Raw genomic sequence first — 22,625 nt, 5'->3', positions numbered from 1 at the left:
CGACATGGACCTTAGACAAGCCCTATCGTCGCAGGTCAGCGGCACTCCTCAGTCTTTTGATCACGCCTCGGACAGCCCTGCTCGTGAAAGCGCGAGGTTAGATGCAACATGGGGACGAGGTCTGTGGATCTCCCCGGCGCGGCGCACCTGATGCTGGCCGCCAGGGTCATCCATCTTGACTTCGCGTCAGCCGTCTTCGACGCGATGGTGGACGGGTGGGGTCTGCAGCAGCGCGTGCGGTTCCTCGACGAGAACGACACTTGGCTTGATTCGAGGAGTTCATGGCGTTCAGTGTCAGGTTCCCTGTCGGGCCCGGCGCGGGCGGGCACAATGGCGTGCGTGGATCGGATACCGAACGGTCGCCTGAGCGAGGCGGACATCGCGCTGCTCGACGCCCTGCACGCCAACCCGCGTGCGAGCTTCGAGAAGCTCGCCGCCACCCTCGGCGTCGCGCCGGTCACCGTTGCCCGGCGCTGGCGGCGTCTGAACGAGGCTGGACAGGCCTGGGTGTCCTCCGTCCCGAGCCCTCGGCTGGCGATGTCCGGCGCGGTGTGCGAGATCGAGCCGGATCCCGGCCGTGCCGTGCCGGTCGCGGCAGCGCTCGCGACCCTGCCGCAGGTCATCAGCGTGTATCTGACCAGTAACCAGTACGCCGTACACACCATCGTCCTCGCCGACGAACTCGACAAGCTCACCATGCTGCTGCTGGAGGTCATTCCTGAGGTGCCCGGAGCACTGCGGGTCCGCAGTCACCTCGGCACCCAGTGGCTCAGCGGGGCGCGCTGGCGCCTAGGCGCGATCACCGGCAGCCAGCGCTCCTCGGTCACCGGCACCGAAGCCGGCGACGGGCGTGCCGAGACCGCCCGCACCCTCGTCTTCGACAACCAGGAGCGCGAGCTCTACTTGGCGCTCCAGCATGACGGGCGCGTCGGCTACCGCGAGCTCGCGCGGCAACTCGGTATCCCGGAGCACCAGGTGCGGCGCCAGACCGAGTCCCTGCTTCGCCGCGGCATGCTCACCTTTCGCACCGACTTCGCCCGACCCGAGGGTGGCTGGCCCACCGAACTGGTGCTCTGGCTCTCCGTTCCCCACGACCGGGTCGAACAGGTCGGCCTGCAACTCGCCGAATGGCCCGAGACCAGGATCGCCCTGGCCACCATCGGCTCGGCCAACCTGCTGGTCATGGCGCAGTTGCACCAGATCGGTGAGGTCGGTCGGCTGCGTGCCCGCCTGGCAGAGGTCGACCGCGGTACTGTCGTCGTCGACGAATCGGTCGTGCTGCGCCCGGTCAAGTCCTGGGGGCGGCTGCTTGGTGCCGCCGGCCATGCCGTCGGGGTGGTCCCGGTCGACCCGTGGTCCGCCCCGTTCGCAGATTTCCATCACTGAGCACGCCCGGGGCGTCGTGATCCGCCTCGGTGTACGGCGGGTGTGCCTCCTTCCTGCCAGATCGTCCCCAGTCGTGGCGCGGCCGCTTGACTGGGGCCATGAGCAACACGACGAAGCATGCCGTCACCGGGCCGCTTGCGCGGTGGGTGGCCGGACTCACCCTGGCGCAGGTTCCGGAGCGTGTGCGCGAACGCGCCAAGCATCTGCTGCTCGACGGCGTCACCTGCGCCCTGATCGGCGCCCAACTGCCGTGGTCGCGGATCGCGAGAGAGGCCGTGCTGGAACTCGAAGGCGTGGGCGAAGCAGTGGTCGTCGGCTCCGGGTGCGCCACCAGTGCCCCGGCGGCGGTCCTGCTCAACAGCACCTTCATCCAGGGCTTCGAGCTGGACGACTTCCACCCGCTCGCCCCGCTGCACAGCAACTCGCTGATTCTTCCGGTCCTGCTGGCGCCCGCAGGCCGCAGCGGCAAGGTCACCGGTGCGCAGGCGCTGACGGCCGCGATCGCCGGATTCGAGGTCGGCCCGCGGGTGGGGCTGGCGCTGCACGGCTCGCAGATGCTCTCGCGCGGCTGGCACAGCGGTGCGGTCTTCGGCACTCACACGGCGGCGATGACCGCGGGAGTACTGCGCGGCCTTGACGCAGGCCGGCTCGAAGACGCCCTCGGCATGGCCGGCACCCAGTCGGCCGGGCTCATGGCGGCCCAGTACGAGGCGATGAGCAAGCGGATGCAACACGGGTTCGCCGCGCGCAACGGCTACTACGCGGCCGCGTTGGCCGCCGCCGGCTACACCGGTATCAAGCAGGTCTTCGACCGCGAATACGGCGGCTACCTCGCGGTGTTCGGCGAGGGGCACGATCCCGACCCCCGGCAGATCGTCGCCGGGCTCGGCGAGCGGTGGCACACCGAACTGATCGCGGTCAAGTCCTATGCGGCCCAAGGCGGGCTGCACGGGACCATCCAGGCGGCGCTCGAGCTGCGCGGTGAGCACCGGATCGACCCGGCCGGGATCGACCGGATCGAGATTCGTGTCGGTCACACCGTCTACCACCACGGTTGGTGGAAGCCCGAACGCCCGCTGACCCCGGTCGGCGCGCAGATGAACCTCGGATACGCAGCCGCCGTCGCCCTGCTGGACGGAGCCGTGACGCCGCGCCAGTTCACCGAGCAGCGCCTGGACGCGGACGATGTGTGGGACCTGATCGGCAAGGTCGACGTGCAGCTCGATCCGGACATCGAGAACGGGCCGGCGAACGAGCGGTTCGCCACCGATCTCACCATCACCCTGAACGACGGCACCGTGCTGCACCGGCGGCTCGTGCACGTACACGGCGGCCCCGACGATCCCGTCACCAACGACGAACTGATCGCGAAGTACCGCACCCTGGCCGGACCGCTCATCTCCGCCGACCGGCTCGAAGCGATCGAGCGCGCGGTGCTGGACCTGGAGAACCTTGACGACGTCCGCACTCTCGCGCGACTGCTCGCCGACCGCGCCATCGGCGCTCTCGACCAGGCAAGGAATCCCCGATGACGCGCACATCCGCATCGCGGGCCGCGCTGCGCGCCCGCCTCGCCGAGAAGGAGCTGATCGTCGCCCCCGGCGTGTTCGACGGCATCTCAGCCTCGCTTGCCGCCCGCCTGGGCTTCTCCGCCGCGTACATGACCGGCGCGGGCGTCGCCGCATCCGGCTTCGCGCTGCCCGACATCGGCCTCGTCACCCAGACCGAGATGGCCGAGCGCGCCCGCATGCTCGTACGCGCGCTCGGCGACGTGCCGCTGATCGCCGACGCCGACACCGGCTACGGCGCCGCGCTCAACGTCGTGCGCACCGTGCGCGAGTACGAGGCCGCCGGTGTGGCCGCGATCCAGCTCGAAGACCAGACGTTCCCGAAGAAGTGCGGACACCTGCCGGACAAGGAGCTGATCTCCACCGAGGAGTACGTACTCAAGCTCGGCGCCGCGCGAGACGCCCGGACCGACGAGGACCTGCTGATCATCGCCCGCACCGACGCGCGCGGCCCCCTGGGCATCGACGCCGCGATCAAGCGCGCACGTGCTTATGCCGAAGCCGGCGCCGACATCATCTTCGTCGAAGCACCACAGGACATCGCCGAGATCGAGCGGATCGCCGCCCAGGTCCCGGCCGCGCTGCTCATCAACCTCGTGATCGGCGGCCTGACACCGCTCGAGTCCAGCGCGCGGCTGCAGGAATTGGGCTACGCGATCGCCATACACCCGTCCGCCGTTCTCGGTGCCGCCGCGTTCGCGATGCTCGGCTCGCTCGCCGATCTCGCCGGCAAGGACGCCGGCCCGTTCATTCCGAGCGGGCCCGCGGAGTTCTTCAACCTCGTCGGCCTGGCCGAATGGTCCGAGATCGGCGAGCGCCACCGGGTGCCCGAGACCCTGAAGGAGGCCTGAGCCGTGGGCATGACCATGATTGAGAAGCTGTTGGCGCGCAAGGCCGGACTGCCCCGCGTGACCGCCGGCGACGTGGTGACCGTGGACGTCGACATGTGCGTCCTGATCGACCTCCAGTTCGCCACCCTCTGGATGCAGCCCTCTCGTATCCACGATCCCGACAAGATCGCGATCGTGATGGACCACGCCGTCCCCGCGCCTTCGCTCAAGGACGCCGAAGGCGGGCCGAAAGCCCGCAAGTTCGCCGCCGACTTCGGCGCTCAAGCGCTTCTACGACGTCGGAAGACACGGCATCTGCCACCAGATCATCGCCGAGAACGGCCTCGCCCGCCCCGGTCAGGTGCTCGCCTGCACCGACTCGCACACCTGCGCGGCCGGCGCCTACAACACTGCCGCCCGCGGACTCGGCCCAGCCGAGGTCTACTCGATCATGTGCACAGGCACGACGTGGTTCCAGGTCGCCCCGACCGTCCGCTACGAGTTCCACGGCTCGCTGCCGGCCGGGATCAGCGGCAAGGACGTGTTCCTGTACATCGCCGACGCCTACGGCGACGCCACGAACCAGAACCTGGAGCTCGGTGGACCGGGCCTGGCGAGCATCCCGATCGGCGACCGGCGCACCATCGCCACCCAGGCCGCCGAGATCTCCGCCGACTTCGCCACCTTCGACGCCGATGACAGGCTCGTCGCCCACCTCGCCGAGCACGGCGTGAGCGACTTCCAGCCGGCCGAACCCGACCCCGACGCCGACTACCTCGAAGTACGCCGCATCGACCTCGACACGCTCGAACCCTACGTCGCCCGCCCCGGCACCGTGAGCCGCAACGGCGTTCCCGTCTCGACGATCGAGCCGCGACGCATCGACCAAGCCTTCATCGGCTCCTGCGCCAACGGCCGGCTCGAAGACCTGAAGGTCGCCGCCGAGATCCTGTACGGACGCCGGGTCGCCGACGGAGTACGACTCCTCGTCACCCCCGCCTCCCAGCAGGTCTACCGGGAAGCGATGCGCCGAGGCTACCTACAGGACATCGCAGACGCCGGAGGCGTGGTCACCAACTCGACGTGCGGCGCCTGCTTCGGCTACCACATGGGCGTCCTCGGCCCCGGCGAAGTCTGCATCACCTCCAGCACCCGCAACTTCACCGGCCGCATGGGCAGCCCCGAAGCAGAGATCTACATGGCCTCCCCGGCCACCGTCGCCGCCTCCGCGATCGCCGGCGTCATCACCGACCCCAGGAGCCTGACCGAATGAGCAGCACCACCGTAGTCAGCGGGCGGGTATGGGTATTCGGCGACGGCCTGAACACCGACGCGATGTACCCCGCCTTCGCCATGAGGATGGACGTCCCCGAAGCCGCCAAGCACGTCTTCTACGACGTGCGCCCCGGCTGGACGGAGCACGTCACCCACGGGGACATCGTCGTCGCCGGAACGAACTTCGGGCTCGGCTCGTCGCGCCCGGTCGCCTCGCTCTTCCGCCATCTCGGCGTCGCCGCCCTGATCGCCGAGGAGTTCAACTCCCTCTTCCTACGCAACGCGGTCAACGCCGGGCTGCCCGCCCTCACCGCCCCCGGAATCACAGGGCACTTCCACGACGGCGACACCGGCAGCTTCGACATCGCCACCGGCGTCTGGCGCAACGACACGACCGGAGCGGCGGGACAGGCAAAGCCGCTCCCGCCGCTCGTCCTCGAGATCCTCGAATCCGGTGGCGTCCTCCCACGCCTGGCCGAACAGGGCTACCTGCCCCCGGAGCTCGCCGACCTGCTGCGCTCCGGCATCATCCCCGCCGACGCCGGGTCGGGCGACGCGTGAGCCGTGCGCAACTCCTCGCGCCCGGAGTCCGGCGCATCGCCACCAGCAGCCGCGACGCCGCGTTCCTGGTCGAGGGCGAGGACGGGCTCACGCTCGTCGACGTCGGCTGGGCGAGCGCCCACCCTCCGCTGCTCACCGCGATCGAAGAGATCGGGCACAAACCCCACGACGTCAAGCGGATCGTGCTCACACACGCCCATCCCGACCACGTCCAAGGCGCCGCGTACGTACGCGAGCTCACCGGCGCCGCCATCCTCGCCCACCCGGCCGAACACGCATGGCTGGCGGCCGGACACGTCCCGCGCGAAGGCCGATCAGGCACGGTCGGCCGTATGCTCGACCGCCTGCCGAAACTCCACTGGAAGCCGTTCACCCCGGACCAGCCCCTCAACGGCGGTGAACGAGTCGACGGTACCGGGCTGCTCGCCATCCACACCCCGGGCCACTCACCAGGGCATCTCGCGTTCCTGCACGAGCCCACCGGCACCGTCCTGGTCGGCGACGCGGTCTTCCACCGCGGCGGGCTCACCTGCGGGCCGGCCGCCCTCGCCGCGGATCCCGGCCTGCGCGCAGGGAGTCTTCGCAGACTCCCACCGGACATCAGCGCCGTGGGCTTCGCGCATGGCCCCGCGCTCACTCGGACTGACGAAGTCGAGGCCTTCCACGCGTGGCTGGAGTCGCTCCCGGAGTGAGCGCTCCTGCCGGCCCGGCTCACGGTCACCTCCCGCTGCTGCCAGCGGGCCCAGCATCATCAGCCAGAGATCAAGCGATGAAGTCGCACTGGAAGAACGGGAGTTCAACTGTCATGAATCGTCACACTCGGTTGGCCGGCCTGGTTGCCGCGGTGCTCGCGGTCGTCGGCGCGTCTTCGGCGGCGCTCAGCACGAGCGCCCAGGCCCGCCCCGCCTCGGTCTCGACCTCGGCCCAGGCCGTTTCGGCCCGGATCCCGGCTCTCGCGCACTGGCAGGGGCCGAAGCCGACGGTCGTGCTGGTACACGGCGCGTGGGCGGACGCCTCGGGCTGGACCCCGGAGGTCAAGCGATTGCAGGCGGCCGGCTTCCCGGTCGTGGCCCCGTCGAACCCGCTGCGCGGCCTGAACTCGGACGCGGACTACATCCACAGCGTCCTGGAGCGGATCAGCGGTCCCATCATCCTGGTCGGCCACTCCTACGGCGGTGCCGTGATCACCAACGCCGTCCAGGGCGACCCCAACGTCAGGGCCCTGGTCTACATCGCGGCGTTCGCGCCGGATCAGGGAGACTCGCTGGCCGGTCTCAACGGGAGTGCGCTCGGCAAGGAGATCCCCGCAGTTCCGGTGGTTCCGTCGACCTACCCGCAGGTGGGGGCGGCACGGGCACGGAGCTGACGATCACCACGTCCCAGTACCCGAGCGTCTTCCTGGACAACGAATTGCCGCCGTCCCAGGAGGCCGCGCTGGCGGCCGAGCAGCGGCCGCTGAGCCTCGACTCGGTCACCGAGGCCTCTGGCGTGCCGGCCTGGAAGACGATCCCGTCCTGGTACATGGTGGCCACCGGTGACCACGCCATCTCCCCGGACCTGGAGCGGTTCATGGCCGCGCGGGCGGGCGCGCACACCGTCGAGGTGGACGGTCCGCACCTGATCATGCTGACCGACCCGGGTGCGGTCACCAACCTGCTCGAGCAGGCCGCGGTCCAGACCTGCCAGTAACGGGTCTGTACGGTGACCGGCTCTGTCTCACATCCGGTGGTGACGTTGACAGTGACGGCCCGGGATGCCCTGAGGCCAGGGGATCTGCAGGGACATTCCGGGTAGCCGGTCGACCCTGTTGCCCATGGGCAACAGGGTCGACCGGTCTCGGCGACCTCGGGCAGTTTCCAGGGCCAAGTGCGCTTTCCGTACGGCGGGCGGCGACGGGCCCGCCGACCAGCTACGACGGCGACGATGAGCACTCCGAGGCCACGACAGTCCAGACAGTGACACAACGTCACCACCGGATGTGAGACAGAGCCGTCGCTGGACAGACCCCCCCTGAGGCTTTCAGCTGGCGGATCAGAGCGATGGACCCACTGGGCATCGGCCCGGTCGAGGGCGGCGGCGAGTGTCATGCCGGGGCAATCGCCGTCTCGCCAGAGCGCCGACTCGGCAACGGGTCGACATCCGGTGAATCATCGTTCACCAGCTCCCACCAGGACGGATGAGGTTATCGGCAAGGGCAGGGTCGGCGTGGAGGCTCAGCTCCTGAGCGGCTGCGTCGTCGGTGCCATGCCGGCGACAGCTGCGGACACCACGGGCCGAGCTGCTTCCTGTTCTTGACGCAGCCACGCTTGGCTTTCTGCTGGGTCGTCGATCTGCTTGGGGCGCAGGTCGGGGAGCCGGTAGCGGCCGAAGGCGGGGATCGGGTCGCGCTCGACGCAATCCGCATACCCGGCATAGGTGTCGGCGCGAGCACCTCCTTCTCCGCCGCCAGCCACTCTCGCAGGTAGCTTGCGACGGTGGTGCGGCGGTCCTCGTAGACGCCGCGCAGCTCACCGTCCAGCCCGCTTCATCTCGCGGGTCGCCTCGGCGCGGCTGGCGAAGCCGCCCCGACGGCGGGTACGGCGCTTGCCGTCCTCCCGGGCGAGGTCGACGCAGTACGTCCGGTGGGATCTCCAGATACGACGTCGCCGAGACCACGGACGAGAACCCTGAGCGGGTCGCCGGGGTCCGCTCACTTGGGCCTACCTCCGCACCGAGCTCTACCCCGGGGATCCCGCCTGGCGGGCCGCGCGTGACGCGCTGGCGCCCGGACCCGACCGCTCTGACTCGTCGACTCCAAGGTGCGCACGGCGGTTTGCGCCATCAGTCCCGTGACGGATGAGCTTCACCGGAGCGCACCTGCACGCCGACAGCATCCGTGCGGACGGCGTCATCCTGACCCCGCCTACGAACGACGCGCACTGGCCGTCAGTTCGAACCTGCACCCCTCGGGCTTCGACGAGATCATGCCCAAGACCCTGGCCACCGCCACCGTCGACAGGCTCCTGCACCACGCTCACGTCATCGTCACCCAGGGTGACAGCTTCCGGCTCGCCGAGGCCATCACCGGCAAGGGCGTGATGCCCTTGAGGTGTTCCCGGACCCATCAACGGCGGGGAAGTATCTGGCCGCCGCCGGGGGCGCTCAATCGGCCGTCAGTGCATGGATCAACTGGCCTCCACCAGAGAACATTTGGCCGTTGACACACGGCCCGGCTGGTCCCGCAGGAAGGCGAGCCGGAATGCGTCAGTTCTGCCCTCCACCGACGCGCTCAGCCCGCCAATGCTGAGGCGGACTCAGAGGAGCGTGGCCGGGGCACACTGACCGAAAGCCGCAGGTCGAGCCGCTTGTCCATGTCGAGCGCCGATGAAGTGGGGAAACACGTCGTCTGACAACGCAAAAGCTACCCGCCGGCTACCTTGCGGCTGGTGTCTGAGATAGGACTCCGGGGCCTTCCCGGCGAGCACGGCCGGCGGTGTGGGTAGGGTGGCGGCGCTGGTCGCGTGCGACGGGGGGAACGGCTGATGAGTGGCGGGTTTCTGACGGGCCGATGGGGCAGGCGGCGATCGACGGGCTCGCCCGACCCCACGGTGTCCGCTGAATCCGCAGCGTCCCCGACGTCCTTGGAATCCGCGACGTCTTTGGAACCCCAGGACCTCGTGGAGCGCCCGGAGCTCGTGGAGCCGGGACTGTCGGCGGAGGATGCGGTGTCGGCCGCCGCGGTGGGTGAGGCGCTGCGCGCGTTCGGCGCGGAGCTGTGTGAGGCGACCGAGGGTGAACCGGGCGACGGGGTCGGGGACGCGCGGCCCGTCACCGAGGCCGACCTGATCGCCGCGGACTTCCTGGACCGGGCCCGGACGGCGTACCAGAACGCCTTGGACCGCGCGGCCACCGCGGATCTGCGCCGGGCGGCGGAGCGCCGGGCCGTCCTCGCGGAACTGCACCCGGGCCGGCAGGCGCTGCGCCGGTTCGCCGAGCTGCGTCGGAAGGAGGCACGGCTGTGGGCCCCGATCAACACGCTGCGCGAGGCCCTTGCCGCTTGCCGCCTGCCCGCCGCCGACCCCGTCGCCGAAGCGGCGCTCACCCGCGCCGAGACGGCAGTGGCGCGCGCTGTCGAAGTGGCGGCCTGGTTCGCGAGCGACCGCGCCCAGACGGTGGCCTCGGCGCTGGGCGCCGCGCGCACCGCGCTGGACGAGGTGAACCGGCGGCACACCGAGGAGCGGACCATGGCCGCGCTGATCGGCGCGCTGCGCGAACGGCTGGACCTGGCCCGCGCGGGCCTCCTCCCGGCGGAGCCCGAGGACGGCGTCGCGCTCCCGGAGCAGCTGCTCGACGCGATCCGCCAAGTCGAGGAGGCGCTTCACCGCGCCGCGGCGGCCGCGGCCGCGACCGTGCCGGGCGAGCGGCTTCCCGCAGTGCGCGCCTCGGTCAGGAACGGCGACGCTGGGCTGCGCACACTTGAAGCGGCCCGGGAGAACGCCACCCGGCAGCTGGAGCGCGACCGGAAGGAGCGGCAGCGGGAACAGGCCAAGCTGGCCGACGAGGCGAGGCAGCTGTCCCGGAAGCTGAGCCGCGATATCGCCTCCTTCCAGCGCGATATGGCCCTGGCCCGGCCGTCCGAGGCGCAGTGCGCGGCCGACCCGGTGCTGGCGGCGGGCGTCGACCGCGTCGACGCCGCGCTCCAGGTCGCCGCAGCGGCCGCGCGCGGCGGCGAGCCGGACCGCAAGCAGCTGGTCGCCCAGGCGCTCCAGCAGGGCCGCAGCGCCCTCGGCGAGCTGGCCGGCGTTCGCGCGGAGACGACCGAACTGACCGACGCCGTCGCCGGCTTTCGCAGACAGCTGGCCGAGACGGCTCCCCCGGAGGACAGGGCGGCCGCCACGGCCGAAGCCGCGGCGATCGCCGCGGAGCGGCGGGACGCGTGGCTCGCCCTGGCGGCGGCCGAAGCGGCGCTGCGCACCCCAGGCGGGCACCGCGCCCGCCGCGTCTTCGCGGCGCTCGGCGACGGACGCGCGGCGCTGGTGCGGCTGATAGCGCTGCGTCGAGGCGAGCCGGTCCCGCTGGAGCTGGCCACACCGGACGAGCTCGCCAGGCCCGATTGGGAACGGCACCCGACCAGCTCCGCCGCCCGGTTCCGCTTCCGCGGCACCGGACCGGCCGAAGTGCTGGTGGACCGCCCCGAGCCCGGCCGCCCGGCCCTGGTGGAGTTCTCCGTGCGCCCGCCGACCGAGGACCTCTCGTTCCTCGGCGACCGTTCGCATCTTGACTTCGTGAGCCGCACCGAGGCCGCGACCGAGAGCTTCGAGGGCAAGAAGCTCACCGGAACCGCCCAGGGTGTCTTCCTGCTGCCCATCGGGATCACCCACCTGAAGGTCGCCTGCGATCCCAAGGCGAAGTGGACGCTGCGGCTGGCGCCCACCACCGAGGCGCCCGAGGTCACCGGCAGGCTGCGCGGGCAGGGCCCCGTGGTACTGCGCTGCACGGGACGCGGTGCGCGCCTGCTGCGCGCGCAGGCGCTGGCGAAGGACGAGAACTCCTACATCGGGTACGTCGACGCCGCCGGCGAGCGGCGGTCGCCGCGCTTCGGCGGGTTCCTCGGCGGCCTCGCCGCGGATCTGGTCGCCAACGGGATCGGCGAGGCACGCGGCGAGCGCTGGGTCGAGGGACCCGGCCTGGTCGTGGTCGACAGCGTCGGCCGCTGGGAGGTGGAGACCACCTCCGAGGGATCCGTCCCGAAGGCCGCGCGGCCGAAGGCGCCCACGGCCGAGCTGCACCGGGAGCTGCGCGAGCTGGTACGCGCACGCGAGCCGCTCTGGGAGTTGATGGCGCTACGCCTCTACCAGGCCCACACCGGGGCCGGCCGGATGCACGGGACGCCGTACCTGCGGGCTGTGATCAACGAGGTGTACCTCGCCGCCGAGGCCGAGCGGGAGCAGGCGCGGCAGCTCTGAGCCCCTTCGGCGGGCGCCGGGCCGGCCAGCGTCATGACGGGCGATCCACTCCAGTTGTCGCAGGATGTTCTCCGAGCGTGCCGGGCGGCGCACCGCGAGCACATCGATGCCGGTCTCGCCCGTCGAGGCACAGACGAACACGCTGCCGTCCAGGGCCATCATGGCGAAGCCCGGGTGGCCCGCGTGCACGCCGAGGAACGCCGATTCCGCGCCCCGGCCCATGATGTCCCAGGGGCCTGGTCCATCTCGTCGAACTCGGTGCCGCGGTAGCGCATGCGGCGGGCCGGGACGAGTTCCAGGGCGTCGAGTTGTGCGGCGGTGTCCTCACGCTCGTGCAGCTCGACGACGCCGACCGCGACGTCATCGCCCGCCTCCATGAGCCGGCGGCCCTCGGCCAGCAGCGCGTACGTCTTCCCCGCTCCGGGGGCGATACCCAGGTAGAGGTGCAAAGTGCCCCGGGGGACGGTCGGCGTCATCCGCCCTCGCCTCCCTCGGGTCTGCTGTTGCCCTCACGTGCAGGATCCCGCGTGGTGCTGCGCATCGCATCTCGCCGTGCCCTGGGCAGGCCGGGGTGGTGGGAGTGGGCCGCAGGCAGCAGAGAAGCGTCTCACAGCCGTGCCAACGCCGAGGAGGCTGTCACGGTACCGAGGGCGGCGAGTCCGCCGTGGATTCGGCGCCACCCCCACGAGGGCTTCTCGCTGGCCAGGCGGATGATCAGGGCGCGGGTCCGACCGGACCGTGGGAGGTTCACGCCGCCGGTGCGGTTCCGGATTCGGTGGCGGCGGTGCGGCGGCGCATCAGCCAGCGGCGTAGTTCGTCGGCGCCCCACACGATCACGGGGTAGGGCAGGAGCAGCACCAGGTTGTGGGCGGGGAGGGCGGCGGTTTCGAGGAGGGATTGCAGGGGTGGGGCGTAGACGCAGGCCGCGGCGAGGACGAGTTCAGCCGCTATGGCCGCCAGCAGGTGGGGGTTGCTGGTGATGCCGATCGAGCGCAGGGACGCGTGTTGTGTGCGTACGGCGAAGGCGGTTCCGATCTGGCCTGCGATCATGCCGAGGAAGCTCATGGTGGTGGCCTGCTGGTAGACGTGGTGCAGCTCGCTTCCGGGGCCGACGGGGGCGCCGGGGTGCCAGCCGCCGGCGATGAGGACGGCGAAGAAGCCGGCCATCTGCAGGGCTGCGACGATCACGCCGAGGAACAGCCAGGCGCGCACCAGCATGGGACCGCGGATCACCGGTTCGGTGTGCGGGCGCGGTGGTCTGGTCATGGTGCCGGGCTCCATGGGCTCGCGGCTCAGGGCGAGGGAGGGCAGGGTTTCGGTTCCGACGTCGAAGGCGAGCAGTTGCAGGACGGTCAGGGGCAGCGGTACGGCTCCGCCGCCGAGGGCGAAGACGAGGAACGGGACGACCTCCGGGGTGGCGTGGGCGAAGATGTAGACGATGAACTTGCGGACGTTGTCGTAGACCTGTCGCCCGGCCTCGATGGCGGCGACGATGCTGGTGAAGCTGTCGTCGGTGAGGATCATGGTCGATGCCTCGCGTGCGACGTCGGTGCCGGAGCGTCCCATGGCGACGCCGATGTCGGCGCTGCGCAGGGCCGGTGCGTCGTTGACGCCGTCGCCGGTCATGGCGACGACGTGGCCTTGGGCGCGTAGGAGCTCGGCGATGTGGAGCTTGGCTTCGGGTGAGGAGCGGGCGAAGACGAGTTCTCGTTCGCCGGCAAGGACGTCGTCGAGCTGTTTTTCGTGCAGGTGCCCGAGGGCTTGGGCGTTGACCACGGTCGGCTGGTCGCCGCCGACGCCGACCTGGCGTGCGACCGCCTTGGCGGTGAGGGGGTGGTCGCCGGTGATGACGATGATGCGGATGCCGGCGGTGTGGCAGCGGGCGACCGCCTCGACGGTCCCAGGGCGGGGTGGGTCGAGCATGGTGACCAGACCGAGGAAGCACAGCTCGGTCTCGGCCTCCTCCCTGGGAGGCGGTGGCTGACCGGGCGGCAGGGCGCGGCGGGCGAAGGCGAGGACCCGTAACCCCTGGTTCGCGAACGCCTCGACTTGGACGGTGACCCTGATCCGTTCCTCCTCCGTGAGGGCGACCTGTTCGCCGTCCGGCGCGAGCCGGGTCTCGCACCGCGGCAGGACGGCTTCCGGGGCGCCCTTGGTGTGCAGCCAGTCGCGGTCGGCGGGTCCGGTGTCGAGGGTCGACATGAGTTTGCGTTGCGGTTCGAAGACGTAGGCGTGGCGGCGACGGCGGGTGCGGGTGTCCGGGTCCACGTCGGCGCCCAGGAGGCGGGCGGCGGCGAGCACGGCCACCTCGGTCGGATCGCCGGTGTCGCCGTGGCCGTTCGTGCCGAGGGCGGCGTTGTTGCAGGCCGCGGCGGCGGCGGCGAGGATGGCGAGGGTGGGGTCCGGCTCACCCGAGGGGGCGCCGGAGCGCAGGTCGGCTTGGGCGGTCGTGGTCCAAGTCGTCGCGGGCCGCATGTGGTTCTCGGTGAGGGTCCCGGTCTTGTCGGTGCAGATGACGTCGGTGGAGCCGAGGGTCTCCACGGCACTGAGGCGTTTGACCAGGGCGCCGCGACGGGCCAGGGCTCTGACCGCGACGGCCAGCGCGAGTGTGATGACGGGCAGCAGTCCCTCGGGGACGTTGCCGGCGAGCAGGCCGACCGCGAAGACGACGCTGTTCCTGATGGACAGGCCGGCGCCGAACACGGCGATGGGGACGAAGGCGATCGCCATGGCGATGGCGATGAAGGCGATCAGCCACGCCACGCGCCGTACCTGTGCCTCCAGGGGGCTGGGGCGCTCCTTGACCCGTTCGGACAGTGCGGCGATGCGGCCGAGCTGGGTGTGCATGCCGGTGGCGAAGACCACGCCCCGGGCCTCGCCGCCGGTGCAGGTGCTGCCGCTGAAGACGAGGTCCGGTGCGTCGAGGCGGTGGGCGCGAAGGTCGGTGAGCTCGGCGGAGCGCAGCACCGGGACCGACTCCCCGGTGAGGGTGGACATGTCGACGTCGACGGCACCGGAGAGCAGGCGGACGTCGGCCGCGATCCGCACACCCTCCTCGATGACCACCATGTCGCCGGGCACGAGTTGTCGCGCGTCGATGACCGCCGGCTCGCCGTCGCGGACCACCGTGACGTGCGGCGGCAGGTAGCGCGCCAGTGCCTCTACGGCGCGCTCGGCCTGGAGTTCCTGGACGAAGGCGAACAGGGCGTTGAGCACGATCACCAGGACCACGGCGATGGCCACGTTGCGGCTGCCCACCGCGTACGACAGCGCGGCGGCCACCCACAGCAGCAACGCCAGCGGGTGTGTCACCTGCCGCGCGAGCTCACCCGGCCACCGGCGTCCGCCCCGCCGCCGCAGTTCGTTCGGTCCGTACTGCAGCAACCGCCGCGCCGCCTCCCGCGCGGACAGGCCCCGCCGGGAGGTGTGCAGATGATGCAGGAGCAGGTCCGGCGGCTCGTCGGGAACGGGCTCCGCCAGAGACTGCACGCTCGCCTGGGCCTCACTCGCATCGGACATGCCTCACCCCGCCGGTGATCGTGAGGTCGACGTTCGTCAGGCACCCTGCGCAGCCTCGGGCCGGGGCAGGCTGCGCAGCCCACGCCGGGGGAGCGATCTCCCCCGAAGTACGGTCGAGGTTCAAGGATTCCTCCAGGAGTAATCGACAACTTTCGGGGGCCCGGCTGGGGATCCGAAGCGGTGACCGCGTTTCGGAAGGCAGCGTCCCAGCTGTTGAACCGGCGGGCGAGGCAGGGCACTCCGAAGAGGGCCCGCGTGTTCGACAGGCTACTCTGCGTGTCGACCATGGGGGCGCAGGCTTTTGGACACGCTGGCCCAGGCGTCGCACTCCCGTTCTCAGGCGCTGGAAACGGCAGGGCAAGCCGAGCCGAGCAAGACGAAAGCGAACGGCGACGATGATCCACCAAGGACCTGGCCGCCCCTGGGTCCCCTGCCCGGCTACCGTGTAAACGATTGCGCGGCTGCACTGGCCCCACCGAAGGCACAGCAACGCCGCACCAGCTCGTTCGTCACTGGCTAACTCGTGTTGGGCGACGAGCGGGCGGCGTTCACGAGCACATCGGCCGCCTCGGCCGGAAGGTCGAGGTGATGAATGAGCCACGGGACGTCATGGCCTTGCGTCGCGAAGAGCCACGCGACGTACAGCCGGTTGAGGCTTGGCGCATCCGGAGCGCGCAGAAGCGGTCGGACGGCCTCCATCGGGAATCCCTCGAGATCCTGGCGGCTGAACCAATCGCCGTCCGTGACCTCCGGCAGTGGGCGGCGGGCCTCTCGAACGGTTCGACGGGAGTGATGCAGGACCGCCGCGGTGGTGACGAACGCTGCGGCTGCGGCGCCGATGAGGGTGCCGCCGACCAGCGGACGGTCCTCGACCGGGGCGATGCAGAGAGTGATGATCTCCAGTAGCAGGAGGAGCAGGATGCCGAGCAGCGACATGCCTTCGCCTGTTCGCGGGCGGAATCCGGTTCCCATCCTGGCTACTCCTCCTGTCGTCATGATGCCCCGGATGCGGCCCAGTCGATCTGACCGGTTCAGGGGAGAGCCTCCTGCTCCGGCGGTCAATGCCGTCCTCCACGCGCCGGAGCGGCTCACGGACGCCTGACCCGATCAGAACTGGGAGGAGTCGGACGCCGCCGACGCCGACCTCATGGGGCGCATCCTGCTCCAACTGCCTCCCGGCTACGAGCTCCTCTTCGGCCGCCCCGAATCCGGCCACCGATCCTGACCCGCACCGCGCCGCCGCCACCGCGCGGCCGGCCCACCCGGAAAGCCACCGCCATGACACGGCAGCGCCACCTCCTGAAGCAGGTCCGCACCGCAGGCCGCTACATCACTGACCAGGAAGCCGAACGCGCCCTGGACGCGGTCCTGACCGCCCTCGGCTCCCAACTCACCGGCGACGAACGCTGCGAGCTGGCCGCCGTCCTCCCCGACCGTTCCCGCGCCACCTTCACCGCCCAGGTCCCCCTGCCCGAACCGGCCACGGCCCCCGCCTTCGTCGAAGCCGTCGCCTGCACCCTGAACACCAGCCTCACCAACGCCCGCTGGGACGTCTCCTCCGTCCTTGCCGCCCTCACCACCCTCGCAGGCGATCAGCTCACCGACCGCCTCCTGGCCCACCTGCCCCGCGGCTACGCGCTCCTGTTCGGCCGAGCCGACCTCACCGCCGCCGCCTGAGAAGACGCCCGGCCCGGCTGGCGGCGCTGGCCATTGAGGGCGAGCGGGCCCCGGTGACCGCCGGCGTCCGTACCCGGGCACGCAGCCACCAGGCCGCACCGTCGCCCGTGACGGCCGGCGGGCAGAGCCGATCGCGCGGCGTTACGGAGTGGGCCGTAGTCTGCGGTCATGACTGACATCCTGGCCCCCACTCCCGCCGAAGCCTTCGAGCTGTTGCTGGCCGGCAACCAGCGGTTCGTCACTGGCTCGCCCGAGCATCCGAACCAGGACGCCGCGCGCCGCACCGAGACCGCCCCCGCGCAGAACCCGTTCGCGGTGCTGTTCGGGTGCTCCGACTCCCGCCTGGCAGCCGAGATCATTTTCGACCGGGGGCTGGGCGACCTGTTCGTCGTCCGCACCGCCGGACACGTCATGGGGCCGGAGGTGCTCGGCAGCATCGAGTACGGCGTGAGCGTGCTCGGCTCCCCCCTGGTCGTGGTGCTCGGCCACGACTCCTGTGGCGCGGTCGCCGCGACGAGGGCCGCCGTCGAGGAGGGCACCACCGCGGACGGCTACGTGCGGGACGTGATCGAGCGGGTGACCCCCAGCGTCCTGGCCACCCGCGCCGCCGGGCACACCGATGACGCGGACTTCGTAGCCGAACACACCCGGCACACCGTCGACCTGCTGCTGGATCGCTCCCGCACCCTCGCCGAGGCGGTCGACGGCGGCCGGGCCGCGGTGGTCGGCCTGTCCTACCGCCTGGTCGACGGCACCGCCCACCTGGTCACCGCCCTCGGGCTGGACCTGCCGGTCGACACCGCAGCGGCGTGATCCTCAGCGTTCCCGCAGGTGCGGAGCGGCCGTCAGTGGGGGCGCTCGGGCCGGCGTCCCGGTGGCTGGGAGGGTTCTGGCAGGGCGGTGGGCGGCTTGAGGGGGCGGGTTTCCACGTTGCCGCAGCGTACGGTCACGGTCTGTCCGCAGTGCTGGATCTGGATCGGTTCTCCCTCCGTCAGGGTGTATGAGGCCTGTGTGCGCGTGATCTCGACCCGCAGGCATCGCTGCCGGACCTGTACCGAGAAGGCCAGTCGGCTGGGCCCGAATCCACCGAGGTGATTCGAGAATGATCACGTCCGGGGTCTGGTTGGGGGTGACTGGGTAGAGGGCGTGGGGTGTCCGCTGGTCTGCCCAGCTCTTCCACGTCTGCTCCGGTCGGGCCCTGTCGGGCTGGTGGTCAGGTTGTTGATCAGACCGGTGGTGGGTGGGCGGCGTTGAAGAGGTCGGTGAACGCGTGCTGCCAGGGCCAATGGCCGGGCAGATGGAGCGTCAGCCGTCTGGCCGGGCGGGCGATGCGGGCCGGGACGTGGATCAGGTGATCGCGCAGGGTTCCGGTGGTGGCCCTCGCGTGGAAGGTCCCGGCGAGGGCTCCGGCGGCCCGCAGCAGGTTGTGGGCGATGGCCCACAGGGTCAGCCATGCGTTGTTCGCCTGGAAATTGCCGGAGGGCAGGTGAGCCAGTACTGATCCCTTGCCGTCCGCGATGACCTGCTCGATCGTGGCGTGCTGCCGGTGGTGGAGCTCGGCCTGCAGCATGGTGAACGGGCTGTCGGTGAACACGGGGTGGTAGCGCCAGGTGGTGAACAACTCGCCCTGTCCGGCGGCTGCTTCGGCGCCCCGGCGGCGGACCCGGCGCACGATCAGGCGAGCGGTGGTCTGTTCGGCCTTCTTGCGTCCGGAGAACGCGGTGTAGCGGGTCTCGGCTACCTCGGCGTCGGAGACCAGCTCGCCGGTGTCCGGGTCCACGAACGCCTCGGGGTAGCGGATCGGTGTCCAGGCGTCCTCGCCGATCGCGCTGATCGCGGCGGCGATAACCCGCCTGCCGCGTCGGTGGGGCGGGTCGCGAGGGCGGCCAGTGTCCGGGGCGCGTGCAGCACTGCGGCCGCCAGCCGGGCGGATGCGGCGCGCACGCCGCCGTTCACCTGCTCGCGCAGCGCACCCCACGATCCGATCGGCTCACCCACGGGCGGCTCGCACTGCCACTTGTGTGAGGCGTGTCTACGCCGACGGCTGTGCAGCAGGGCCAGCATCTGCATGCCGCCGAGCCCGTCGGTGAGGCTGTGGTGCGTCTTGAGCAGGTAGACGGCCGGCCCCCCGTCCGGGCCCTCGATCAGCAATGCCTGCCACGGCGGTCGAGCCGGGTCGAAGGGCTCGCTGACGACCGTCTGGCACACCCGCAGCGCCTGTTCGAACGTCGCCGGTGTCGGCAGGAGCTGGCGCCGGACGTGGAAGCTCAGGTCGAAGTTCGGGTCCACGGCCCAGAGGGGGTTGCCCAGGCGCAGCGGCGTGTCCACGACGCGCATCCAGGCTCGGGGGAGGATCCGGGTGGCCCACTCGTGCGCGGCCAGGAACCGGTCCCGGTCGGGCGTGCGGTCGAGGACCTCCAATGCGGCCACCGGAGAGCGCAGCCTGGGGTCTGCCTCCAGGCGCCACAGCATCGCCTCGAAGTCCGGACTCCCGCCCATCGCGACCCCCAGACGGGTCATCTCGGCAACCCCTCGGCTGATCACCAGAGCCCGGGTGTTGTCCCCGGTCCCCAGACCGTCCGCCATCCCGGCGGCGATCGCAACGACGTTCTTGACCGCGCCGCCGACTTCCACACCGATCACGTCGGTAGCCGTGTACACCCGGAAGCGGCTCGTGCGCATCAGGCGCTGCGCGACGGACAGATCAGGGATCGCCAGGACCGCCGCAGCGGCCAGCCCCTCGAGCACCTCCTTCGCCAGGGTCGGCCCGGACAAGACGCCGGCGGGATGGCCGGGAAGCTCCTGCGTGATCACCTCGGTCATCCGCTTGTTGGTGTGCTCCTCGAAGCCCTTGGCGGCACTCACCACGGGGATCCAGGGGCGGACTCGGGGCGTCAGCTCCGCCAGGACCTGCCGGAACGCGTGCGTCGGCACGGCCATCACGACCACGTCCGCCTGCTCGGCGGCATCGGACAGCACCGCCGTTGCCCGCAGTTCCGGATGCAACGGCTGGCCCGGCAGGTAGTCTGGGTTCTCGTGCGCTGCGGTGATCCGCTCGGCCAGTCCCGGCTCCCGCGCCCACAACAGCACCGGACCAGCACCGGACCATTGCGGGCGGCGAGCGACGCGATGGCGGTTCCCCAGGAACCGGCGCCGACCACCGTCATCCGCGGCGTGCGCATACCGCCAGGCTGAGCAGGCGAGCAGGGCGACTCAAACGCAGTCCGGGGACGACCGCCTGAAGCCACCCGAGCGGCAACGCGGCAGAGTGCGAGAGCAGCGGTCGACCCGTTCGCCCCGCGTGCGCCGCACCGACGCGGCTGAAAGACTGGAGATTCCCCCGTGCAGGGTCGAACGGCAATCACCATCTCCTGGCCGGGAGGTTCTCCGTGCACCCCGAACCCGACAACGGCGCATCCCCGTCCGCGCCGCTGGATGACCGGGAGTTCGCCGAGGTCGATGCCCAGTGGCGTGCCGCGAACTACCTCGCGGTCGGGCAGATCTACCTGCTGGCCAACCCGCTGCTGCGCGAGCCGCTGCGTCCCGAGCACGTCAAACCCCGGCTGCTCGGCCACTGGGGTACCTCACCGGGGCTGAACCTCGTCTACACCCACCTCAACCGGGTGATCAAGGTCCGCGATCTGAACGCCATCTGCGTCTGGGGCCCCGGCCACGGGGGACCTGCCGTGCTCGCCGGTTCCTGGCTGGACGGCAGCTACACCCGGACCTACCCGGACATCACCCGCGACGAGGCCGGCATGGCGAAGCTGTTCCGCCGGTTCTCCTTCCCCGGTGGCGTACCCAGTCACGTCGCCCCGGAGACGCCCGGCTCGATCCACGAGGGCGGGGAGCTGGGCTACTCCCTCTCCCACGCCTACGGCGCCGCGCTGGACAACCCCGACCTGCTGGTCGCTTGCGTGGTCGGCGACGGCGAGGCGGAAACCGGCCCGCTGGCCGCCTCCTGGCACTCCAACAAGTTCCTCGACCCCGTCCACGACGGCGCGGTGCTGCCGATCCTGCAACTGAACGGCTACAAGATCGCCAACCCCACCGTGCTCGCCCGCATCCCCCAGGCGGAGCTCGACGAACTGCTGCAGGGCTACGGTCACGAACCGATCCACGTCACCGGCGACGACCCACACACGGTGCACCAGGACATGGCCGCCGCCATGGACCGGGCACTCACCACGATCGCCGCCATCCAGAGCGCCGCCCGCACCGAGGCCGTCACGGCACGGCCGCGCTGGCCGATGATCGTGCTGCGCACCCCGAAGGGCTGGACGGGCCCGCACGAGGTGGACGGCGTGCCGGTGGAGGGAACGTGGCGCGCCCACCAGGTCCCGCTGGCGGAAGTACGCGACAACCCCGACCACCTGCGGCTACTGGAGTCGTGGCTGCGCTCGTACCGTGCCGAGGAGCTGTTCGACGAACACGGCCGCCCCCGGCAGCAGGTGCTCGCCTGCCTGCCCGAGGGCGAGCGCCGCCTGGGCGCCAACCCGCACGCCAACGGCGGACTGCTCACCCGCGAACTACCCGTGCCGCCGCTGGAGAACTACGCCGTCGACCTCGACAAGCCCGGCACCAGCCTGCACGAACCCACCCGTGTCCTCAGCGACCTGCTGGAACAGGTCATGGCGGACACCGCCGAGCGCCGCGACTTCCGACTCGTCGGCCCGGACGAGACCGCCTCCAACCGCCTGCAGGCCGTGTACCAGGCCACCGGAAAGGCATGGCAGGCCGAGGTGCTGCCCACCGACGAACACCTGACACGCGACGGGCGGGTGATGGAGATCCTCTCCGAACACACCTGCCAGGGCTGGCTGGAGGGCTACCTGCTGACCGGCCGGCACGGCCTGTTCTCCTGCTACGAGGCGTTCATCCACATCGTCGACTCGATGGTCAACCAACACATCAAGTGGCTGCGCACCACCCGCCGCCTGCCCTGGCGCGCCCCCATCCCCTCGCTCAACTACCTGCTCACCTCGCACGTCTGGCGCCAGGACCACAACGGCTTCTCGCACCAGGACCCCGGCTTCGTCGACCACGTCCTCAACAAGAGCCCCGAAGCGGTGCGGGTCTACATGCCGCCGGACACCAACACCCTGCTGGCCACCGCCGAGCACGTCCTGCGCAGCCGCGACTACGTCAACGTCGTGGTCGCCGGCAAGCAGCCGTGCTTCGACTGGCTCACCCTGGACGAGGCCCGGGAGCACTGCGCGCGCGGCGCGGGAATCTGGGAGTGGGCCGGGAACGAGGACGGCACCCGGGAGCCGGACGTCGTGCTGGCCTGCGCCGGCGACGTACCCACCCAGGAAACCCTGGCCGCCGCCGACCTGATCCGACGCCACCTGCCCGACCTGACGGTACGGGTGGTCAACGTCGTCGACATCGCCCGCCTCATGCCCGCCGAAGAGCACCCGCACGGCATGCCCGCCAACGAGTACGACTCCCTCTTCACCCGCGACAAACCCGTCATCTTCGCCTACCACGGCTACCCCTGGCTCATCCACCGCCTCGCCTACCGCCGCACCGGACACCCCCACCTGCACGTACGCGGCTACAAAGAAGAGGGCACCACCACCACACCCTTCGACATGGTCGTCCGCAACGACCTCGACCGCTACCGCCTCGTCATGGACGTCATCGACCGCGTCCCCGGCCTCGCCGTACGCGCCGCGATCGTCCGCCAACAGATGACCGACGTGCGCACCCGCCACCACTCCTGGATCCGCGAACACGGCGTCGACCTACCCGAGGTCGCCGAATGGACATGGCCGCACTGACCGTTCGCGTCCGATCCGCGCGATCCCCGGTACGCCACCGCGTCCGCACCGCGCGATGCCCGGCCCGGCCCTGACCACCGC

General features: G+C 71.0%; 19 protein-coding genes and 3 pseudogenes. 15 read left to right on the top strand and 7 right to left on the bottom strand.

Annotated features, from left to right (window positions below; genetic code table 11):
* Positions 1 to 330: 330 nt before the first annotated feature.
* The 8 genes from ABD369_RS25985 to ABD369_RS25950 all read left to right on the top strand — a co-directional run bounded on the left by ABD369_RS25985 (position 331) and on the right by ABD369_RS25950 (position 7,309).
* On the top strand, positions 331 to 1,386 hold the full coding sequence (locus tag ABD369_RS25985) for an Lrp/AsnC family transcriptional regulator (protein ID WP_344638961.1): 1,056 nt from the start codon (positions 331 to 333) through the stop codon (positions 1,384 to 1,386).
* A gap of 98 nt (positions 1,387 to 1,484) precedes the next feature.
* Positions 1,485 to 2,918 carry an MmgE/PrpD family protein gene (locus ABD369_RS25980; RefSeq protein ID WP_344638960.1) on the top strand — a complete coding sequence of 478 codons (1,434 nt, stop codon included), beginning with the start codon at positions 1,485 to 1,487 and terminating at the stop codon, positions 2,916 to 2,918.
* Positions 2,919 to 2,989: 71 nt separating this feature from the next.
* Entirely contained in the window at positions 2,990 to 3,805 is an 816-nt protein-coding gene (locus ABD369_RS25975) for an isocitrate lyase/PEP mutase family protein (protein ID WP_425557769.1), read from the top strand.
* Between the two features lie 292 nt (positions 3,806 to 4,097).
* Positions 4,098 to 5,057, top strand: coding sequence for a 3-isopropylmalate dehydratase large subunit (locus tag ABD369_RS25970; RefSeq protein WP_344638966.1), 960 nt, complete (start codon positions 4,098 to 4,100; stop codon positions 5,055 to 5,057).
* The gene (locus ABD369_RS25965; RefSeq protein ID WP_344638958.1) at positions 5,054 to 5,620 is read left to right on the top strand and encodes a LeuD/DmdB family oxidoreductase small subunit; all 567 of its coding nucleotides are present in this window, start codon (positions 5,054 to 5,056) and stop codon (positions 5,618 to 5,620) included. Before ABD369_RS25970 ends, ABD369_RS25965 begins: the two co-directional genes overlap by 4 nt.
* Positions 5,617 to 6,312 (top strand): MBL fold metallo-hydrolase, encoded by a 696-nt coding sequence (locus ABD369_RS25960; RefSeq protein ID WP_344638957.1) that lies wholly within the window; start codon positions 5,617 to 5,619, stop codon positions 6,310 to 6,312. The genes ABD369_RS25965 and ABD369_RS25960 overlap by 4 nt, the downstream gene beginning before the upstream one ends.
* Before the next feature lie 113 nt (positions 6,313 to 6,425).
* The gene (locus ABD369_RS25955; RefSeq protein ID WP_344638956.1) at positions 6,426 to 6,986 is read left to right on the top strand and encodes an alpha/beta hydrolase; all 561 of its coding nucleotides are present in this window, start codon (positions 6,426 to 6,428) and stop codon (positions 6,984 to 6,986) included.
* 44 nt (positions 6,987 to 7,030) lie between these two features.
* Positions 7,031 to 7,309, top strand: coding sequence for an alpha/beta fold hydrolase (locus tag ABD369_RS25950; RefSeq protein WP_344638955.1), 279 nt, complete (start codon positions 7,031 to 7,033; stop codon positions 7,307 to 7,309).
* 818 nt (positions 7,310 to 8,127) lie between these two features.
* Here the strand turns inward: ABD369_RS25950 and ABD369_RS41555 are convergent.
* Positions 8,128 to 8,256 carry an Arm DNA-binding domain-containing protein gene (locus ABD369_RS41555; RefSeq protein ID WP_486327291.1) on the bottom strand — a complete coding sequence of 43 codons (129 nt, stop codon included), beginning with the start codon at positions 8,254 to 8,256 and terminating at the stop codon, positions 8,128 to 8,130.
* On the opposite strand from ABD369_RS41555, the pseudogene ABD369_RS25945 reads away from it, so the two are divergent.
* The 3 genes and pseudogenes from ABD369_RS25945 to ABD369_RS25935 all read left to right on the top strand — a co-directional run.
* A pseudogene (locus tag ABD369_RS25945) lies at positions 8,241 to 8,452 on the top strand (hypothetical protein); the annotation flags it as partial. The gene ABD369_RS41555 and the pseudogene ABD369_RS25945 sit on opposite strands and share 16 nt — an antisense overlap.
* Before the next feature lie 62 nt (positions 8,453 to 8,514).
* Positions 8,515 to 8,703 (top strand): annotated as a pseudogene (locus ABD369_RS25940) (ATP-binding protein); the annotation flags it as partial.
* 591 nt (positions 8,704 to 9,294) lie between these two features.
* Entirely contained in the window at positions 9,295 to 11,565 is a 2,271-nt protein-coding gene (locus ABD369_RS25935; RefSeq protein ID WP_344638954.1) for a coiled-coil domain-containing protein, read from the top strand.
* A gap of 158 nt (positions 11,566 to 11,723) precedes the next feature.
* Here ABD369_RS25935 and ABD369_RS25930 read toward each other — a convergent pair whose 3' ends face one another.
* From ABD369_RS25930 to ABD369_RS25920, 3 genes are all read right to left on the bottom strand, one after another.
* A complete protein-coding gene (locus tag ABD369_RS25930; protein WP_344638953.1) occupies positions 11,724 to 12,041 on the bottom strand; it encodes a hypothetical protein in 318 nt (105 codons plus the stop codon).
* 271 nt (positions 12,042 to 12,312) lie between these two features.
* Positions 12,313 to 15,084: a cation-translocating P-type ATPase gene (locus ABD369_RS25925; RefSeq protein ID WP_344638952.1), complete on the bottom strand. Its 2,772-nt coding sequence runs from the start codon at positions 15,082 to 15,084 to the stop codon at positions 12,313 to 12,315.
* A gap of 516 nt (positions 15,085 to 15,600) precedes the next feature.
* Positions 15,601 to 16,056 (bottom strand): hypothetical protein, encoded by a 456-nt coding sequence (locus ABD369_RS25920; RefSeq protein ID WP_344638951.1) that lies wholly within the window; start codon positions 16,054 to 16,056, stop codon positions 15,601 to 15,603.
* A gap of 151 nt (positions 16,057 to 16,207) precedes the next feature.
* Here ABD369_RS25920 and ABD369_RS25915 point away from each other — a divergent pair.
* The 3 genes and pseudogenes from ABD369_RS25915 to ABD369_RS25905 all read left to right on the top strand — a co-directional run.
* Positions 16,208 to 16,309: pseudogene (locus ABD369_RS25915) on the top strand (DUF2267 domain-containing protein); the annotation flags it as partial.
* 53 nt (positions 16,310 to 16,362) lie between these two features.
* The gene (locus ABD369_RS25910; RefSeq protein WP_344638950.1) at positions 16,363 to 16,761 is read left to right on the top strand and encodes a DUF2267 domain-containing protein; all 399 of its coding nucleotides are present in this window, start codon (positions 16,363 to 16,365) and stop codon (positions 16,759 to 16,761) included.
* A 168-nt stretch (positions 16,762 to 16,929) separates the two neighbouring features.
* On the top strand, positions 16,930 to 17,574 hold the full coding sequence (locus ABD369_RS25905; RefSeq protein WP_344638949.1) for a carbonic anhydrase: 645 nt from the start codon (positions 16,930 to 16,932) through the stop codon (positions 17,572 to 17,574).
* A gap of 32 nt (positions 17,575 to 17,606) precedes the next feature.
* Here the strand turns inward: ABD369_RS25905 and ABD369_RS41250 are convergent, their stop codons facing one another.
* The 3 genes from ABD369_RS41250 to ABD369_RS25895 form a co-directional block, all read right to left on the bottom strand.
* Complete coding sequence (locus ABD369_RS41250) at positions 17,607 to 17,828, bottom strand: glycosyl hydrolase family 65 domain-containing protein (protein ID WP_425557771.1); 222 nt, start codon at positions 17,826 to 17,828, stop codon at positions 17,607 to 17,609.
* A 158-nt stretch (positions 17,829 to 17,986) separates the two neighbouring features.
* Positions 17,987 to 18,541, bottom strand: a complete 555-nt coding sequence (locus ABD369_RS25900) for a transposase (RefSeq protein WP_344638948.1) — start codon at positions 18,539 to 18,541, stop codon at positions 17,987 to 17,989.
* A complete protein-coding gene (locus ABD369_RS25895; RefSeq protein WP_344638947.1) occupies positions 18,499 to 19,851 on the bottom strand; it encodes an NAD(P)H-dependent glycerol-3-phosphate dehydrogenase in 1,353 nt (450 codons plus the stop codon). Before ABD369_RS25895 ends, ABD369_RS25900 begins: the two co-directional genes overlap by 43 nt.
* A 341-nt stretch (positions 19,852 to 20,192) precedes the next feature.
* On the opposite strand from ABD369_RS25895, the gene ABD369_RS25890 reads away from it, so the two are divergent.
* Positions 20,193 to 22,544 (top strand): phosphoketolase family protein, encoded by a 2,352-nt coding sequence (locus ABD369_RS25890; RefSeq protein ID WP_344638965.1) that lies wholly within the window; start codon positions 20,193 to 20,195, stop codon positions 22,542 to 22,544.
* Positions 22,545 to 22,625 lie beyond the last annotated feature (81 nt).

It is taken from the genome of Kitasatospora cystarginea (assembly GCF_039533515.1).
Taxonomy (GTDB): Bacteria; Actinomycetota; Actinomycetes; order Streptomycetales; family Streptomycetaceae; genus Kitasatospora; species Kitasatospora cystarginea.
This window is presented reverse-complemented; position numbering and strand designations above follow the sequence as displayed.

Coding starts and splice junctions, on each gene's coding strand:
- ABD369_RS25985 (WP_344638961.1), top strand. CDS start 331: ATGGCGTGCGTGGATCGGATACCGAACGGTCGCCTGAGCGAGGCGGAC.
- ABD369_RS25980 (WP_344638960.1), top strand. CDS start 1,485: ATGAGCAACACGACGAAGCATGCCGTCACCGGGCCGCTTGCGCGGTGG.
- ABD369_RS25965 (WP_344638958.1), top strand. CDS start 5,054: ATGAGCAGCACCACCGTAGTCAGCGGGCGGGTATGGGTATTCGGCGAC.
- ABD369_RS25955 (WP_344638956.1), top strand. CDS start 6,426: ATGAATCGTCACACTCGGTTGGCCGGCCTGGTTGCCGCGGTGCTCGCG.
- ABD369_RS25930 (WP_344638953.1), bottom strand. CDS start 12,041: ATGACGCCGACCGTCCCCCGGGGCACTTTGCACCTCTACCTGGGTATC.
- ABD369_RS25925 (WP_344638952.1), bottom strand. CDS start 15,084: ATGTCCGATGCGAGTGAGGCCCAGGCGAGCGTGCAGTCTCTGGCGGAG.
- ABD369_RS25920 (WP_344638951.1), bottom strand. CDS start 16,056: ATGGGAACCGGATTCCGCCCGCGAACAGGCGAAGGCATGTCGCTGCTC.
- ABD369_RS25910 (WP_344638950.1), top strand. CDS start 16,363: ATGACACGGCAGCGCCACCTCCTGAAGCAGGTCCGCACCGCAGGCCGC.
- ABD369_RS25905 (WP_344638949.1), top strand. CDS start 16,930: ATGACTGACATCCTGGCCCCCACTCCCGCCGAAGCCTTCGAGCTGTTG.